Source organism: Streptomyces sp. NPDC096013 (assembly GCF_044763565.1).
GTDB lineage: Bacteria > Actinomycetota > Actinomycetes > Streptomycetales > Streptomycetaceae > Streptomyces.
The window spans coordinates 1,611,314-1,627,549 of record NZ_JBIWGK010000001.1 but is presented as its reverse complement, the minus strand read 5'-3'; the positions used below and the strand labels follow the sequence as shown (position 1 = coordinate 1,627,549).

The window sequence follows — 16,236 nt, the reverse complement described above, 5'->3', positions numbered from 1 at the left end:
GAGGGTGTAGCCGCGCGCTCTCACGTCTCCTGCCTCCTCTGGACGCGGATGTACAGCAGCCCGAAGACGAGCGCGATGAGGATCAGGATGTTGCCGACGGCCGCCCCCGGCCCGAACTTCGGCAGCAGCGTGCCGAATCCGAGCTGATACGACCAGGTCGCCAGCGTGGACGACGAGTCGCCGGGTCCGCCCTTCGTCATGATCCAGATCAGGTCGAACACCTTGAGCGTGTAGACCAGCCCGAGCAGCACCGTGATCGCCGACACCGGCCGGAGCAGCGGAAAGGTGATCCGCCGGAACTGCTGCCAGCCACCCGCCCCGTCCAGAGCGGCAGCCTCGTACAGCTCGGCCGGAATGTTCTGCAACCCGCTGTAGAGAATCACCAGGTTGAACGGAATCCCGATCCAGACGTTCGCCACGATCACCGAGGCCAGCGCCCAGTGCGGCGAGGTCAGCCACCCGATCGGCGCCACCCCGACAAGGTGCAGCCCGTAATTCACCACCCCCGACTCGCTGTTGAACATCCACGACCAGGTCGACGCCGACACGATCAACGGCAACAGCCACGGGATCAGGAACAACGCCCGCAGCGTGGCGGCCAGTCGGAAGTGCCGGTTGAAGAAGACGGCGAGGGCGAGCCCGATGGCGTACTGGAAGACGATCGACACGAAGGTGAAGATCATGGTGTGCCGTAGCGCGGGCCCGAACGACGGATCGTGCAGCACGGTCGAGAAGTTGCGCCATCCGGAGTACGGCGCGTCGCCCTGCACGAACGACCGGACGGTGTAGTCACGCAGGCTCAGATCGAGATTGCGGTAGAGGGGATAGGCGTAGAAGGCGCCGAGGTAGGCGAGCAGCGGCGCGAGGAACGCGAGAGAGGCCAGCTGCCGCGCGCTGAAGGGGCGCGGGGCTGTGACGATGTGCGGCTTCGCCGCCGGGCGCGACAAGCCCTCGGCGGCCCGCAGGTTCACCACGACCGCTCAGCCCTTGCCGGCAGAGGACTGCGCCGCATCGAGCGCGGCCTGGGGACTCTTCCCCCCGGACAGCGCCGACTGCACAGCCGTCCACAACGGCTGTGAGATCCCCGGGTACTTGGTCCCCAGCCCCCCACTGGTCCGTCCCCGCGCGGCGGCGACCGCCGTCACCCACGGCTTCAGCTCCGCGTTCTTCGCCACCTGCTGCGCCTGCACGGTGGCGGTGGGCGCGACATAGGTCAGCGTGGTGTCGGTGGCCAGCAGACTGCTCGCACTGGTCAGACACGTCACGATCTTCTTGCTCACGTCATACCGCCCGGTGTCCTTCTGCACCGGCACGGTGACGAACTCCCCGCCGGTGGGCACCGGGGCCGAACCCCCGTTCCGGGCCGGGATGTTGACGACCCCGTACCCGAACCCCGCCTTGTCAGCGTTACCGAGCTGCCACGTCCCGTTCTCACCGAACGCGTAGTCCCCGGTGGCGAACTCCTGCCAGCTCGTGGTCTGCGTGTTGTTGAGAACGTCCTTGGGCGCGTACCCGGAGTCCACCCACTGCTTCCACAGGGCCAACGCGGCTGTCCCCTGAGCTGAGTTGAGCTTGGTGAGATCCCCACCCGCGCCCCAGAACCAGGGCAGGAACTGGAAACTCCCCTCCTCCGTGTTGATCGCGGAGAACGTGATGCCCTTCTTGCCCGCGGCCTTGACCTTCTTCAGCGCCGCCGTGAGCGACGCCCAGTCCTTCACGGAGGCCGGATCGACCCCCGCGGCGGCCAGGATCTTCTTGTTGTAGTAGAGGGCAAGGGTGTTGGCCCCCACGGGTATCCCGTACGCGGCGCCGTCCAGTGTGCCCGCGCCGATGATGTTCTTCTGGATCGACGAGGTGTCGAGCCCGAGGTCGCTCGTCTTGTTGAGGATGCCCGCCTCCACCAGCGTGGAGACGACGGGGTTGTCCACCAGCATCACGTCCGGCGCGTTGCCCTGCTGGGCGGCCAGCAGGGCCTTGTTGCCCAGGTCCGTCGTGTCGTACGCGGTCCGCTTGACGGTCACCCCCGCCTGCGTGCCGCACCGCGCGACCCGCTTGCCCCAGTCGGAGGAGGCGTCGAACTGCGGGTAGGGGTCCCAGAAGGTGTAGGTCTTGGAGTCTCCGGAGGACGAGGAGGAACCGGAGCCCGAGCCGCACGCGGCGACCGAGACGAGCGCGCCGGTCGCGGTGAGCGCGATGAGGAGGGTGCTGCGGGTTCGGCGGGTTATTCGCACGGGAGTGACCTCGTTGTCAGGTGAACCGAGCTGGTGGAAAAGGGAGTTCAGGAGGTCGGCAGCCAGACGCGCATGCTGCCGTCCTGCCGGTTGGCCCACGCGCAGTAGGGGATCGCGGTGAGCTCGACCAAGTCGCCTGCCGGTGCGGCCTCGGGTCCGGCGGCCCGGTAAGGCCACCAACTCCCTTTCTCCGCACGGCTCCTGCGGTACCCGGCGGCGACGACGGTGGTGACCCCGCCGAGCAGATCCGGGCGGTGCTTCACGGCGAGCGGGCGGGTGGCGTCGAGGACGATGTCGTCCAAGCCGCCGCCGGGTACGTCCACTTGCTCCAGGCAGTACACGAGCGGCCCGCGCTCGATCGCCGCACAGCCACGCACCGCGTCCACCCGGGGATCGGCGCCGGTGAGCCGGGGTTCGAGCGCCAGCTCCAGGACGACCGAGTCGCCCGGCGCCCAGGCCCGTTCGAGGCGCAGCCAGCCGTCCTCGACCGGCGCGTCCGTCTCGTCGTACGACGACTCCCCGACCCGGACCCGGAATTCGCGGCACCACTGCGGGACGCGCAGGGACAGGGTCCACGGCCTCTCGGGGGTGTCCTCGACGGTGAGGGTGATGGTTCCGTGCCAGGGGTAGTCGGTCTCGGCGCGGACGGACATCCCCTCGTGGGAGTAGCGGCCGGTGGTGAACTGGTGGATCTGGAGGCCCTGTTCGTCGCCGGACGCGAGGTAGTGCTCCAGGGAGGCCAGCAGCCGCATCACGTTCGGCGGGCAGCAGGCGCAGCGGAACCAGCGGGTGCGGCGGGCCGACTGGTCGCCGCCGGGGTCGGTGTGGCCGTCGCGGACCTAGAGCGGGTTGACGTACAGCCAGCGCTCTCCGTCCAGGGAGACCCCGGCCAGGAAGCCGTTGTACAGGGTGCGTTCGATCAGGTCGGAGTAGCGGGCCTCGCCGGTGAGCAGGGCCATGCGCCAGCTCCACTGGACCGACGCGATGGCCGCGCAGGTCTCGCAGTAGGCGCGCTCGTTGGGGAGTTCGTACGGGTCGCCGAAGTCCTCCTTGTCGTGGTGGGCGCCGAGACCGCCGGTGAGATGCGTCTTGGCCGCGGTCATCGCGCGCCACAACCGCTCGGCGGCGGACCGGAGTCCGGGATCGTCCGTCTCGGTGGCCAGGTCGGCGACGGCCGCCAGCAGATACAACTGCCGTACGGCGTGGCCCTCCACGTCGGTCGCCTCGCGCACGGGGACGCGGTCCTGGCAGTAGGCCTCGCCGCCGAGGAGGCCGTGGCCGTGCCGGTCGACGAAGTAGCCGGCCAGGTCGAGGTGGTGGCGGTCGCCGGTCTCCCGATACAGCTCGACCAGGGCGGTCTCGATCTCGGGGTGGCCGTCGATGCCGTCGATCGGTTTGCCGCTGCCGGGCGGTCCGAAGACCGTGCCGAGGTGATCGGCGAACTTGACGCCCACGTCGAGGAGTTCGGTGCGTCCGGTGGCCCGGTGGTGGGCCACGGCCGCCTGGATCAGATGGCCCGCGCAGTACAACTCGTGGCCCCAGCGCAGGTCCTGGTAGCGGGCGCCTCCCTCCCGCACCTGGAACCAGGTGTTGAGGTAGCCGTCCGGCTGCTGGGCGGCGGCGACCAGGGCGATGATCCGGTCGACCGCCGACTCCAGTTCCCCGTCGGGCTGTTGGGCCAGCTGCCAGGAGGCGGCCTCCAGCCACTTGTAGACGTCGGTGTCGACGAACGGGTACGCGCCCTGGAACTCGCCCTCGACCGCGCCTGCGGCGACGCGCAGGTTGTGCAGATTGCCCGCGGACTCCAGCAGGTCGGGGCCCTGGGGGAGGGACACCCGGGCGTTGACCTCGCGGCGGGTGTGCCAGAAGCCCGCGTCGACGGCGGTGGTGGCGGGGCGCAGTGCCGCGCGGGCGGCCGGGCCGAGCCGGACCGGGCCGGGGGAGGACGCGGCGGACGAAATGCGGGGCATGGCTCTCCGGTTCTTCTCAGGAACTCGTTTGAGCAATCGTTTTTCTGCCGGAAAGTAGAGGGGAGTCGGCGGATCGAGGTCAAGTAGCGCGACCTACCTTTTTTCACGTCGTACATGGGCTGCTACTGTCGCCGGTGAGGCCGTCGGCGCCGACGCGCTCGTCGGCGAGGAGGGAAAGGACCGCCCGTGACCTCTGCTTCCCGTTCGCCCTCCGCGGGCCGGGCCAGACTCACCGATGTCGCCGCGCTCGCGGGCGTCAGCGTGGGCACCGCGTCGAAGGCGCTGAACGGCGCCGGTCGGATGCGGCCCGAGACCCGGCAGCGGGTGCTGGACGCGGTGGAGACCCTCGGCTTCCGGCCCAACCAGAACGCGCAGAGCCTGCACACCGGCCGGAGTTGGACCGTCGGACTGATGACCACGGACGGCATAGGGCGGTTCTCCACACCGGTACTGCTGGGCGCCGAGGACGCGCTCGGGGCCGGCAAGATCTCCGTGCTGCTGTGCGACACCCGGGGCGACGCGATCCGCGAGCAGCACCATCTGCGCAACCTCATGGACCGCCGCGTCGACGGCATCATCGTCACCGGCCGCCGCACCGACCCGCGTCCGCCGCTCACGGGTGTCGACGCGGTACCGGTGGTCTACGCGCTGTCCCCGTCCACCGCCCCGGACGACACCTCCGTGGTCTCCGACGACGAGGGCGGCGCCCGTCTGGCCGTAGAACATCTGCTGGCCACCGGGCGCACCCGGATCGCGCATGTCACCGGCCCGGCCCATCATGCCGCCGCTCGTGACCGGGCCCGGTTCGCGGGCGATCAGCTGAAGGGCGCCGGGCTCGAACTCGCCACCGGGCGCGTCCACTTCGGCGAGTGGAGCGAGGCATGGGGGCGCCGCGCGGCCGACGCGGTCTTGCGTACGGCACCCGACACGGACGCCTTCTTCTGCGGCAACGACCAGATCGCGCGCGGCGTGACGGACGCGCTGCGCGAACGCGGGGTGGGCGTCCCCGCCGACATCGCGGTGGTCGGCTACGACAACTGGGACACCATGGCCCTGGCCAGCCGCCCGCCCCTCACCACGATCGACATGAGCCTCGCCGAGATCGGCCGGATCGCGGCCCTGCGGCTGCTGGAGGCGATCGACGACGACCTCGCGCCCGGACTGCACACGGTGCCGTGCCGGCTGGTGGTGCGGGAGTCCAGCTGAGCCCCGTCAGTTGCCGGTGAGATCGGGCAACAGGGCGCGCATGGCGTCGTGTTGGGCCGGTCCGACGAACCGGCCGAGGGCGTGCTTGACCGTCTCGGAGAGCGTCCCCGACGCCTCCTTCAGCAGCTCGCGCGCCTTCTCCGTGAGGGCCACCTCGACCCCGCGCTTGTCCCCGCACACCGACTTCCGGGTGACCAGGCCCGCGTGCTGGAGACACGCGATCTGATAGGTCAGCCGGGTCTTCGGGCGGCCCAGCAGTTCGGCGATCCGGGTCATGCGCAGCCCCGCGGGCTCCTCGGCGAGCAGGCACAGCACCAGGAACTCGTCGTGCGAGACATCGAGGCTGCCCTTCACCGCCGACCGCAGCTCCTGCTCCACCGCGCCCGTCGCCGCCAGCAGCAGCATCCATGCGCGCAGCTCGGGCGGCAGCAGCCCCTCGCCCCGCAGGGAGGGGCATTCGGGCTGGTCGGCAGGGTGCTCCACGAGGTCGGCCATGGTGTCGAGTCTACCCGTTGTCCAATTTTGGAACAGCGTGTTGTCCAGATTTGGATAATGGGCTAGCGTGAGGCTCATACAAATTTGGACTACCGGAAATCAGTGGGAGAGATCATGACCGTCGCCGTCGAAACCGGTGTGTGGCAGCTCGACCAGACCGCCTCCACCGTGGGCATCAGCCACAAGACGATGTGGGGCCTGGTCACTGTGAAGGGCACCTTCGGCACCCTGAGCGGTCAGGGCGAGGTCCGGGGCGACGGCTCCGCGATCGGCACGGTGACCCTGGACGCCGCCTCCCTGGACACCAAGAACGCCAAGCGCGACAAGCACCTGCGGTCCGCCGACCTGTTCGACACCGACAAGTTCCCGGAGATCACCTTCGTGGCACGCAGCGCGGAACTCCGTGACGGCGACACCGTGCACGTCGTCGGCCAGCTGACCGTCCACGGCATCAGCCGCCCCCAGACCTTCACCGCCAGCCTCAAGGACGCGACCGCCGAGGCGCTCACCCTGGACACCGAATTCACCGTGGACCGCGACCAGTTCGGCCTGGGCTGGAACCAGATGGGCATGCTCCGCGGCCTGACCACCGTCACCGCCACGCTCCGCTTCGTGCGTACGGGCGCCTGACAGTCCGTCAATCAGCGGGCCGCAGCCGGAGATCCGAGCTGGACAGCGTCTGCGGGGTGGCGGTGAAGGCCCGCACCCGGATGCGGACGTTCTTGTGGGGCAGCGTGAACGTCCCGTTGGGCGGCCGGAGTTCGACGGTCTCCGTGCTGTGCGCGGGCAGCGTCGCCGGGCCGCCCACCTGGGACCAGTACCTGCTCATGCCCTGGCCCGTGGTGAGCGTGTAGTGCGGGGTGAGGGCGTCACCGGACGAGTTGGTCACCTTGAGGGTCAGCCGGGTCACCACGGTGGGCAACGCCCGCCGCACACCCGTGAGCCGCAGGTCCATCGGCGGTGCGCCCGTCGCCGCCACGGCGGCGCTCGCCAGCGCGGGCGTGACCAGCAGCACGGCCGCCGCGACCCGGGCCTGCCCGCGGTGCGGACCGGACAGCAGCCGGGGGCGCGGCTGCCACGCCGTACGGAACTCGGCCAGCGGCGCGGTCACCGCCGACGCCAGCCACAGCGGCGTCATCAGCAGGTAGTAGCCGTCCTGCGAACGCGTCGCCAGATAGAAGGCACACCACGGCAGGACGGTCGCCGCGGGCCCCAACCGCCGTACGAACAGCACGAACACGGCCAGCAGGCCCGCCGCCAGCAGCATGCTCGCGTGGGAGTACCAGTCGAGCCGGTCGCTGCCGTTCGTGAAGTACAGCGAGATGTCCACCAGGCCCTGGCCGTGCACCACCGCGCCCTGCGTCAGCGGCAGCGCGATGCCCCGCAGCCAGGTGCCCGGCTCGTGCACGATGAAGTACGTGTTGATCAGCAGCCATACGGTGACGGCGACCCCGACGATCCGCAGCAGCACCGACGCCGCCTGCCGGGCGCCGAGTTCACCGCGTCGCACCGCGTAGATCCCGGCGAGCAGGAACGGCGTGAGGAACCAGGGGAGTTGCTGCGCGGCGCAGGCCGCCCCCAGGCACGCGGCCTGGGCGAGCCCGGCACGGCCGAGCCGGCCGCCGCTGCCGATCCGGGGCCAGCGGATCACCACCGGCACCAGCAACGCCATCGCCAGCACGGCGGGATAGCCCTGACGGCCGTAGGTCGGCAGCAGTCCGAGACCCAGGCACGCGATGGTGGCCGCCGACCGCCACTGCGTCGGCAGCAGCCGCCACATGAGGACCGCGGCCGCGATGAGCGCGCCGGTCGCCACCGCCGTCGCGGGGGCGCCCTCATGGCCGATCCACAGCAGGGGCGCCGTCAGCAGCGTCTCCAGCGGGGGATAGCCGTAGGTGTAGTCGTAGCCGCCGGTCACCGTCGGGGTCAGCGCGACGCCGTGGGCGGAGTGGAAGAGCCATGGCCAGGGCTGGCCGTAGATCGGGTGTCCGGCGACGAGTTCCCTGGCGGCCTGGGTGGTGAGGACCGCCTCGTCGCCGCCGGTGTGGAACACCGACCAGGCGGACAGCGCGAGCAGGACCGCGGTCACCAGCACGACGAGATCGATCCGGGCCAGCGACCGCGCCTGGCGGACCACCAGCGTCAGCACCCCGCACACCAGGATCGAGGCGTAACAGACGCAGACGACCGCGGCCATGACGAGCCGGTGGCTCGCGGCCTCCATCCACACCGGGCGGACGCCGATGAACAGACTGATGTCGGCGAGCAGGGTGAGGATGCGGTGCCACTGCGCGGGAGGTTCCGGGGCGGACACCGCCGACTGTGTCCGCCGACCGGGTGTCACCTGCTGTGTTTCTGCCAAGTGCACAGGAAGGGACGCTAATCCCGGCCGGTGAGCCGCGCGTCGGCAATCGAGAAGATTCCGGTATGAGACCGGTAAGAACCCCTCTTCATGGTCCAAATGGGGCAAACTCGAACGGCTTTGTTCAACTGGCCGTGGCCATCAGTTCATTCAGTAAACATCGCGCACATACCGCTTCGCCGCCACCAGTTGCTTCACATACGCCCCCGCCTCGGTCTCGTCCATCCCGCCGTGCGCGACCGCGATGTCCCGCAGCGCGCGGTCCACGTCCTTCGCCATCCGCGAGGCGTCCCCGCACACATAGAAGTGCGCGCCCTCCCCCAACCAGCGCCACACCTCGGCCCCGTGCTCCCGCAACCGGTCCTGCACGTACACCTTCGCGCGCTGATCCCGGGAGAACGCCGTTTCGAGCCGCGCGAGCGCCCCCTCCGCCAGCAGCCCCGTCAACTCCTCCTCGTAGAGGAAGTCCGTCGCCCGATGCTGCTCCCCGAAGAACAGCCAGTTCGGCGCGGCATGCCCGAGCGCCCGCCGCTCGTGCAGGAAGCCGAGGAACGGCGCGACGCCGGTGCCGGGTCCGACCATCACCATCGGGGTCGCGGGATCGGCGGGCGGCCGGAAGTGGGGCGAGCGCCGCACGAACACCGGGACCTCGGTCCCCTCCTCGGCGTCCGCCAGGAAGGGCGAGCAGACCCCGCCGCGCGGACGCCCGTCGAGACCCTCGTACCGCACCACCGACACCGTCAGCGAGACAGTGTGCGGGTCGACGAGCGGGCTGGAGGAGATCGAGTACAGCCGCGGCTGAAGCCGCTTGAGGACTCCGGCCCACTCCTCGGCCCCGGCCTTCACCGGATACTCGGCGAGCACGTCCACCGGCTGCCGCCCCCAACTCCACCGCGCCAGGCCGTCCTTGTTGTCGGGCCGCAGCAGCCTGCGCAACTCCCGGCCGTCGCGGGTGCGTTCGGCTACGAAGCGGAGCAGGTCCGGGGTGATGCGGGTGATGTCCAGGTGCCGGTGGACCGCCTCGCCGAACGGCAGCTCTCCCACGCCGTCCACTTCTACGGCCGCCGAGGCGTCGACGCCGGAGACGGTGAGCCATTCGTCCACCAGGGCAGGGGAGTTGACCGGCCGGACGCCGAGTGCGTCACCGGTCTCATACGTCAGGCCGGTGCCGCTGGTGTCGAAGGTGAAGCGGCGGACCTCCTTGGCCGCGCCGGGGCGGCTCAGCAGACGGTTGCCGACGAGCCGGGCGGTGGTGGGAGTCGGCGTGAGCTCCGGGGCGCGGGGCGGTGACGCGGGGGCGCTTTCGGTGCCCAGTGCCGCGAGCACCTGACCCAGCCACGCGTCCGCCGACGGTTCGAAGTCCGGCTCGCAGTCCGTGCGCGGGGTCAGCCGGACGCCGCCCAACTCGTCGAGCCGGGCGTCCAGTCGGCGCCCGTGCCCACAGAAGTCGTCGTACGACGAGTCGCCCAGGGCGAGCACCGCGAACCGCACTCCGTCCAGCCGGGGCGCCTGTTCACCGGCGAGCGTGGCCCAGAAGCCGGAGCCGTTGTCGGGGGCGTCGCCGTCGCCGAACGTGCTGGTGACGAAGAGGAGATCGGCGTCGGCCGGGAGCGTGCCGGGATCGGCCTGGTCCATGCCGACGAGCGTCGCCCGGTGCCCGGCCGAGCCGAGCCGTTCGGCGGTGGCGGCTGCCAACTCCTCGGCGGTGCCGGTCTGCGAGGCCCACAGGACGACGATCCGCCGGGCGGGCGGCGGCTGTTGTGCCGGGGGAGCGGGCGTTGACCTCGAGTACATCCCGGCCAGCACGCCGTTGACCCACAGCGCGTGCTCGGCGCTGAAGGGCGCGTCCGGCGGGAGGGTCGGCACACCCGGGGCGCCGGATGGGATGCCCGCGAGGAAGCCGGTCAGGTAGAGGCGTTCCCGGGCGGTGAGGACCGGTGGCGGGGCCGGGTCGAGGCCGAAGGGACGCGTGTCCGGGGTGACAGTGTCCGGAACAACTGCCGCGTGGGAGCGCGCTGTCGGTGCCGGTACGGGTGCCGGCGCCACCCTCGCCAACGACACCGCGCACACCTTGAACTCCGGCTGGAACGACACCGGGTCCACCGCGTCGCTCGTCACCGCGTTGATGCTCAGATACTCGCCGAAGAGGTCGTTCCAGTGGAACGGCGCGAAACAGTCCCCGGGCCGCACCCGGTCGGTCAGCACGGCGGGCAGCACCGCCCGCCCCCGCCGGGACGCGACCTCCACCGAGTCGCCCTCCGCGATCCCCAACTCCCGTGCGTCCAGCGGATGCAGCTCCACGAAGGGGCCGGGGTTCAGCTTGTTGAGCCTGGGGACCCTGCCGGTCTTGGTCAGCGTGTGCCACTGGTGCTGGAGCCGCCCGGTGTTCAGCACGAACGGGTAGTCGTCGTCGGGCAGTTCGGCGGCCGGCAGATGCGGGCGGGCGTGAAACACCGCGCGCCCGCCGGGAGTCGGGAAGCGCAGCTCGCCCCCGCCGACGTACCGGATGGGGTTGCGGTCGGGCCCGTCCTCCTCCGCCGCCGGCCACTGCACCGGCGTGGACCGCAGCCGCTCGTACGTCACCCCGCGCAGGTCCCAGCCGGTCACCGGGTTCCAGAACTGCCGCAGCTCCTCGAAGACCTGCTCGGCGCTGTCGTAGGAGAAGCCCTTCTCGTAGCCCATCGCGCGGGCGACGGACGCGATGATCCGCCAGTCGGGCAGTGCCTCGCCGGGTGGGGGGACGGCCGGGCGGGCGAGGGTGAGGGTGCGTTCGCTGTTGATGAGGACGCCCTCGGACTCGGTCCACATCGCGCCGGGGAGGACGACATCGGCGTAGGCGTTGGTCTCGGTGTCGGCGAAGACGTCCTGGGTGACGACGAACTCGGCCGCCTCCAGCCCCTCGATGACGGTACGGCGGTTGGCGACCGAGGCGACCGGGTTGGTGCAGATGATCCAGCAGGCCTTGATGTCTCCGTCGGCCATCTTCCGGAACAGCTCGACCGTGCCCCGGCCGACCCCGTCCGCGCGGATCGTGCCGGGCGGCAGGCCCCACAGCTCCTCGGTGAACTCCCGTTCTTCGTCGACCAGTACGGACCGCTGCCCCGGCAACCCCGGGCCCATGTAGCCCATTTCACGCCCGCCCATCGCGTTCGGCTGGCCGGTGAGGGAGAACGGGCCGCTGCCGGGGCGGCAGATCGCGCCGGTCGCCAGATGCAGATTGACCAGGGCGTTGGTGTTCCAGGTGCCGTGCGTGGACTGGTTGAGGCCCATCGTCCAGCAGCTCATCCACTCGCCCGCCTCACCGATCAGCCGGGCCGCCGTACGGATGTCGTCCTCGGCGAGACCGGTGAGGGCGGCGACGGTGTCCGGCGCGTAGTCGGCGAGGAAGCCGGGCAGCGCCTCCCAACCCTCGGTGTGCGCGGCGATGAACTCCGGGTCGGTGTGGCCGTTGTCGTGCAGCAGCCTCAACAGGCCGTTGAGCAGAGCGAGATCGGTGCCCGGCGCGATCTGGAGGAAGAGATCCGCCTTCGCCGCCGTGGCGGTCCGGCGCGGGTCGACGACGATCAGCTTGGCGCCCGCCTTGACCCGTTCCATCATCCGCAGGAAGAGGATCGGATGGCAGTCGGCCATGTTGGAGCCGATGACCAGGAACACGTCCGCGTGCTCGAAGTCGTCGTACGACCCCGGGGGCCCGTCCGCGCCCAGCGACGACTTGTAACCGGCGCCCGCACTCGCCATGCACAGCCGGGAGTTGGACTCGATCTGGTTCGTCCGGACGAACCCCTTGGCCAGCTTGTTCGCCAAGTACTGCGCCTCCAGGGTCATTTGACCCGAGACGTAGAAGGCGACCGCGTCCGGCCCGTGTTCGTCGACGATCTGCCGGAGTCGTCGCGCGGTCTCCGTGATCGCGTCGGCCACGGGTGTCGGCACCGGCTCCGCGCCCCGCTCGTCCCGCACCAGGGCACCGGTCAGCCGGCCCGGTGCGGTGAGCATGTCGGCCGTGGTCGCGCCCTTGGTGCAGAGCCGCCCGGTGTTCGCCGGGTGCGACTTGTCGCCGGACGCCCTGAGCACCGTAGGACCGCCGTCCGGGCCCGCGCCGATGTCGAGGAGCATGCCGCAGCCCACACCGCAGTACGAGCAGACCGTCCGTACCTGCCGTGCCTGGGTCGTCGTCATGGCGTCGACCGTACGAATTGCCCGTTACGCCGATGTCACGCGGCTCGATCTTGAGGGGTTACGCGCACTGCACAACCGGGTCGGCGCCACTGTGAGATGCGCCCGATCTTGTCGCGGAGTGTGTCGCTGTTGAGCCGAACGGGTGACAGTGCGCAACAATTGGCGGATGCAGACTGCCAGCGCGACCCAGGACGGAGCATGCCGGTGAACAGCCACGATGTCACCGACGAACAGTGGGAGGGGCTCGCCCAGGTAGTGCCGCTGCGGGGGCGGGACGCCTGGCCGTCCGCCGTGGACCACCGTTCGATGCCGGAGGCCCCGACCGAGCCGCGCCGCCGCTTCGTCGTCCTGCGCGTCAATGTGTTCGGGGACGCCCGCGAGGTCGCGGAGACCCTGATGGCGGGCATCCCGGTCCTTCTCGACCTCACCGGCGCGGAGACCGACGTCGCCAAGCGGGTGCTGGACTTCAGCACGGGCGTCGTCTTCGGCCTCGCGAGCGGGATGACCCGCGTCGACCGGAACGTGTTCCTCCTCACACCGCCGGGGACCGAGGTGCAGGGGCTGATGGAGGGTGCGGGGGTTCCGGGCGTGTGAGCCGCCCCGGTGACGGGAGCGGCCGGGGCGGCTCGGGTGCCCGGCGCGGCGGGGCGGTCCCCCGATCGTAGGAAGGTCCCCCGGGCGGAACGGTTCGCCTGCCGGCGGAGCCCTACGGTCCGGATATGACCGTGTCAGCACCGTCGCCCCGACCGACCGGAACCACCGCCGGGTGCGCCCAGCCGCCTGAGCCCTCCGGGCCGCCGAAGCCGCCGCCCGCGTCGGCGCCGGTGACGGTGACGCCCGAGTTGTCCCGCGCGTCCGAGTCGTCGCGCTCGCCGGAGTCCTCGCCGTCACTCGCGTCGGGGCCGACGATGCCGGAGTTGTCCCGCTCGTCCGAGTCGGTGCGTCCGCCGACACTCGCGTCGGGGCCGACGATGCCCGAGTTGTCCCGCTCGTCCGAGTCGGTGTGCCCGCCGGAGTCCTCGCCGTCGCCCGCGTCCGCGTCGTCCCGGCCGCCCGGCTCCTCTCGCTCCTCCGAGTCCGTGCCCGCGCAGGGCCGTTCGCCCGAAGCCGTCTCGCGCCGAGGCGTGCCCGTGCCGGAGCCTTCGGCCGGTCTCGTGCCGGACTCGGCGCGGACGCCGGGGCCGGGGGATGCCGGGCGCCTCGACGCGTACTCCGACCGGCCGCACCTCACCGAGCTGAGGCTGTCGGCGTTCGCGGCGCACCGGGGCGCGGGGCTTCCGCTCGGGCCGCTCACGCTCTTCGCCGGGCCCAGCGGGTGTGGCAAGACCAGTGCCCTGCGGGCGTACGAGGCGCTCGCGCGGCTCGGTGCAGGGGATGCGGTGGGCGAGGTGTTCCCCGACCCGCTCGCCTGCGTCCCGGAACGTGCCCGGCCCGACGCCCAGCACCGGCGCGGCTTCCGGATCGGCTGCACGGCGGACGGTCCCGAGGGTCCGGTACGGCTCGACGTCGCCGTGCAGGCTGAGCCCGAACTGCGCATCGTGGGCGAGCGGTTGACCTCCGGCGGGCTCGTCCTCCTGGAGACCGCGCTGCGCGACCCCACCCGCCGCTTCGTGCAGGCCGCCTGGCACACAGGGGGTTCCTCGCCGGTCACCCGCGCGCCGCTGCCGGACGACCGGCTCGGCACCGCGCTGCTGCCGTTGCGCGTCGCGGGGAAGACCGACGGGCAGCGCCAAGTCCTCGCCGCCGCCGAGCAGATGGTGGTCGCCCTGCGCTCCGTCTTCGCCTGCGACCCGGAACCCGGGCGGATGCGCGACGCCGTGCCGATCGGCGACGGGCGGCTGCTGCGGGACTGCGGCAACCTCGCCGACGTGCTCTGGCGCACCCGGACCGAGTGCGGGCGACGGCACGGGCAACTCGTCACGGCGGTGCGCACCGGCTGCGCCGGACCCGTGGTCGACGTCCTCGCGGAACCGCTCCCCGACGCCCTGCTCCGCGCGGTCCTCGACCGGGGCGACGGACTGCGCACCGGGTTCGAACGACTCGGCGACGGTGAACTCCGTTACACGGCACTGGCGTTGGTGCTCCTCACCGGCCCCGGCGTCCTGGAGGTCGACCCGCCGGGCGAGGTCCCGGCCGCGATGCAGACCCTCACCGTCCTCGCCGACGGCCTCGACCGGGCGGTGGACGTACGGCAGCGGGCCGAACTGCTGCGGCTCGCGGCCCGGATGTGCGAGCGGGGGCACATCCGGCTGGTCGGCGCGGTGAGCGACGCGTCCTGGGCCACCCGGATCGACGGCGTCACAGTGGTAGACCTGGACCCGTGACAGAACATCTCGACGTGGCGAAACTACAGCGCAGACTGGCCGAGTTCGCGGCCTCGCGGAACTGGCAGAAGTACCACACACCCAAGAACCTCGTCTCCGCGCTCAGCGTGGAAGCCTCCGAACTCGCGGAGATCTTCCAGTGGTTGACCCCCGAGGAGTCGGTGCGGGTCATGGACGACCCGGACAGCGCGCACCGGGTGCGGGACGAAGTCGCCGACGTGCTCGCCTACTTGCTCCAGCTGTGCGAGGTGCTCGGCGTCGATCCGCTCGCCGCGCTGGACGCGAAGATCGACCGGAACGAGCACAGGTTCCCGGCTCCGTAGCCGACAACTCCGTCGCCCCGTCGATCACTTGGGGTCCGTTTGGAGGAGTCGGCGCGTCCATTTTCACTCTCCGGAGTCATTCATCTGTCCGCAACCGATTTGTTGTCCACAGATTTCCGCCTTCCTCTGGCTTTTCGTCTCAGGGACTCTCACTCTGGGTAGTGGACAGGTGAGTTCGAGCGGACGTGCGACCAGCACGTCGGGACATGACGGGGGCAGCGCATGGACGCGATGCGGCTCATCGTGACGAGCAGGCGCGCCCTGGCCGGCAGCGGCGACGTGCCGGAGACCATGACGGAGGTGTGGCAGGCGCAGGCACTCGCCCAGGCCATAGGGAGTCGGCTCGCGGTCTTCGGACCGCCCGAACTGCGGGGAGAGGCACTGGGGTTGACCGAGCTGGCGGGCCGGGGCTGCGGGGTCCTCGACACCCCGGTGCTCGCGATCGAGGACTTACGCGCGGCTCAGCTCACGGAGTTGGGCGACGCCCGTCTCGCCCTGCTGTGCCTGGGCGGTCTGCTCGGTGAGGTCGGTATCGCCCTCGTGGGCATCGCCTGCGCGGTGGACGACGAGGGCACGTACTGGCAGTGCATGGAGGCGATCGACGCGGCGGACGAGTCCCGGGACCGGGTGCTGGAGATGCTCCGCAGGCTGGCGGATCGGGAGGCGGCGGCGGTACCGGAGCGGGAGGCGGGGTGACCTGGGGGTTCGCCTCCGGCGCGGGGATGTTCTCGGCTGCGGGGAGTGCGGTGGTGGTTTGAGCTTCGGGGTGGTTGAGCTTCGGGGTGATTGCGGTTCGTGGGGCTGCGCGACTCCGTCGTGGCCGGTCGCGCAGTTCCCCGCGCCCCTTCAGGGCGCCTTACGCGGCCTGTGCTGTCGGCGTCGGGTTCGCCCGGTCAGCCGGTCGTGCCGGTCTCCTGAGCGGGCGCCGACCCCGGGCCGGCGGTCGACTGCAGATCCGCGTCCAGGGCGGAGAGGTCCGCGTTCAGGGACGCCATCAGCTCCTCCATCTGCTGCAACAACCCCTTGGGTTGCGCAGGCCCACCCTGCTGCGGCACGGCTTCTTCGGACATGACGGCCTCCTCGGCCCGTGGCCTCCCCGCCGAGGAGGAGGCCGATGCGGGTGACGCCCCGACGTCGTCCTGCCGGTGC

Annotated in this window: 13 protein-coding genes and 1 pseudogene; 6 read left to right on the top strand and 8 right to left on the bottom strand. The window is 71.1% G+C overall.

Annotated features, from left to right (window positions below):
* Positions 1 to 20: 20 nt before the first annotated feature.
* The 3 genes and pseudogenes from ACIRB1_RS06820 to ACIRB1_RS06810 form a co-directional block, all read right to left on the bottom strand.
* The gene (locus ACIRB1_RS06820) at positions 21 to 920 is read right to left on the bottom strand and encodes a carbohydrate ABC transporter permease (protein ID WP_403464915.1); all 900 of its coding nucleotides are present in this window, start codon (positions 918 to 920) and stop codon (positions 21 to 23) included.
* A 60-nt stretch (positions 921 to 980) separates the two neighbouring features.
* Entirely contained in the window at positions 981 to 2,231 is a 1,251-nt protein-coding gene (locus ACIRB1_RS06815; RefSeq protein ID WP_403464790.1) for an extracellular solute-binding protein, read from the bottom strand.
* A 47-nt stretch (positions 2,232 to 2,278) separates the two neighbouring features.
* Positions 2,279 to 4,201, bottom strand: a pseudogene (locus ACIRB1_RS06810) (glycoside hydrolase family 127 protein).
* A 186-nt stretch (positions 4,202 to 4,387) separates the two neighbouring features.
* Between ACIRB1_RS06810 and ACIRB1_RS06805 the strand changes: the two are divergent.
* Positions 4,388 to 5,407 carry a LacI family DNA-binding transcriptional regulator gene (locus ACIRB1_RS06805; protein WP_352178082.1) on the top strand — a complete coding sequence of 340 codons (1,020 nt, stop codon included), beginning with the start codon at positions 4,388 to 4,390 and terminating at the stop codon, positions 5,405 to 5,407.
* Between the two features lie 6 nt (positions 5,408 to 5,413).
* Here the strand turns inward: ACIRB1_RS06805 and ACIRB1_RS06800 are convergent, their stop codons facing one another.
* Positions 5,414 to 5,902 (bottom strand): MarR family transcriptional regulator, encoded by a 489-nt coding sequence (locus tag ACIRB1_RS06800; protein WP_352178081.1) that lies wholly within the window; start codon positions 5,900 to 5,902, stop codon positions 5,414 to 5,416.
* A gap of 114 nt (positions 5,903 to 6,016) precedes the next feature.
* Here ACIRB1_RS06800 and ACIRB1_RS06795 point away from each other — a divergent pair, with 114 nt between their 5' ends.
* Entirely contained in the window at positions 6,017 to 6,532 is a 516-nt protein-coding gene (locus tag ACIRB1_RS06795) for a YceI family protein (protein WP_403464789.1), read from the top strand.
* Between the two features lie 7 nt (positions 6,533 to 6,539).
* On the opposite strand, the gene ACIRB1_RS06790 is transcribed toward ACIRB1_RS06795, so the two are convergent.
* Positions 6,540 to 8,216: a hypothetical protein gene (locus ACIRB1_RS06790; protein WP_403464788.1), complete on the bottom strand. Its 1,677-nt coding sequence runs from the start codon at positions 8,214 to 8,216 to the stop codon at positions 6,540 to 6,542.
* Positions 8,217 to 8,414: 198 nt separating this feature from the next.
* The gene (locus ACIRB1_RS06785; RefSeq protein WP_403464787.1) at positions 8,415 to 12,440 is read right to left on the bottom strand and encodes a molybdopterin-dependent oxidoreductase; all 4,026 of its coding nucleotides are present in this window, start codon (positions 12,438 to 12,440) and stop codon (positions 8,415 to 8,417) included.
* A 198-nt stretch (positions 12,441 to 12,638) separates the two neighbouring features.
* Between ACIRB1_RS06785 and ACIRB1_RS06780 the strand changes: the two genes are divergently transcribed.
* A complete protein-coding gene (locus ACIRB1_RS06780; protein ID WP_352178077.1) occupies positions 12,639 to 13,034 on the top strand; it encodes a cell division protein SepF in 396 nt (131 codons plus the stop codon).
* A gap of 112 nt (positions 13,035 to 13,146) precedes the next feature.
* Here the strand turns inward: ACIRB1_RS06780 and ACIRB1_RS06775 are convergent, their stop codons facing one another.
* Positions 13,147 to 13,671 carry a hypothetical protein gene (locus ACIRB1_RS06775; RefSeq protein ID WP_403464786.1) on the bottom strand — a complete coding sequence of 175 codons (525 nt, stop codon included), beginning with the start codon at positions 13,669 to 13,671 and terminating at the stop codon, positions 13,147 to 13,149.
* Here ACIRB1_RS06775 and ACIRB1_RS06770 point away from each other — a divergent pair.
* The 3 genes from ACIRB1_RS06770 (at position 13,565) to ACIRB1_RS06760 (ending at position 15,783) form a co-directional block, all read left to right on the top strand.
* On the top strand, positions 13,565 to 14,764 hold the full coding sequence (locus ACIRB1_RS06770; protein WP_403464785.1) for an AAA family ATPase: 1,200 nt from the start codon (positions 13,565 to 13,567) through the stop codon (positions 14,762 to 14,764). The two genes, ACIRB1_RS06775 and ACIRB1_RS06770, sit on opposite strands and share 107 nt — an antisense overlap.
* A complete protein-coding gene (locus tag ACIRB1_RS06765; RefSeq protein ID WP_403464784.1) occupies positions 14,761 to 15,087 on the top strand; it encodes a nucleotide pyrophosphohydrolase in 327 nt (108 codons plus the stop codon). Before ACIRB1_RS06770 ends, ACIRB1_RS06765 begins: the two co-directional genes overlap by 4 nt.
* A 222-nt stretch (positions 15,088 to 15,309) precedes the next feature.
* Positions 15,310 to 15,783: a DUF6099 family protein gene (locus tag ACIRB1_RS06760; protein WP_352178074.1), complete on the top strand. Its 474-nt coding sequence runs from the start codon at positions 15,310 to 15,312 to the stop codon at positions 15,781 to 15,783.
* Positions 15,784 to 15,980: 197 nt separating this feature from the next.
* On the opposite strand, the gene ACIRB1_RS06755 is transcribed toward ACIRB1_RS06760, so the two are convergent.
* Positions 15,981 to 16,157 (bottom strand): hypothetical protein, encoded by a 177-nt coding sequence (locus ACIRB1_RS06755; protein WP_352178073.1) that lies wholly within the window; start codon positions 16,155 to 16,157, stop codon positions 15,981 to 15,983.
* Positions 16,158 to 16,236 lie beyond the last annotated feature (79 nt).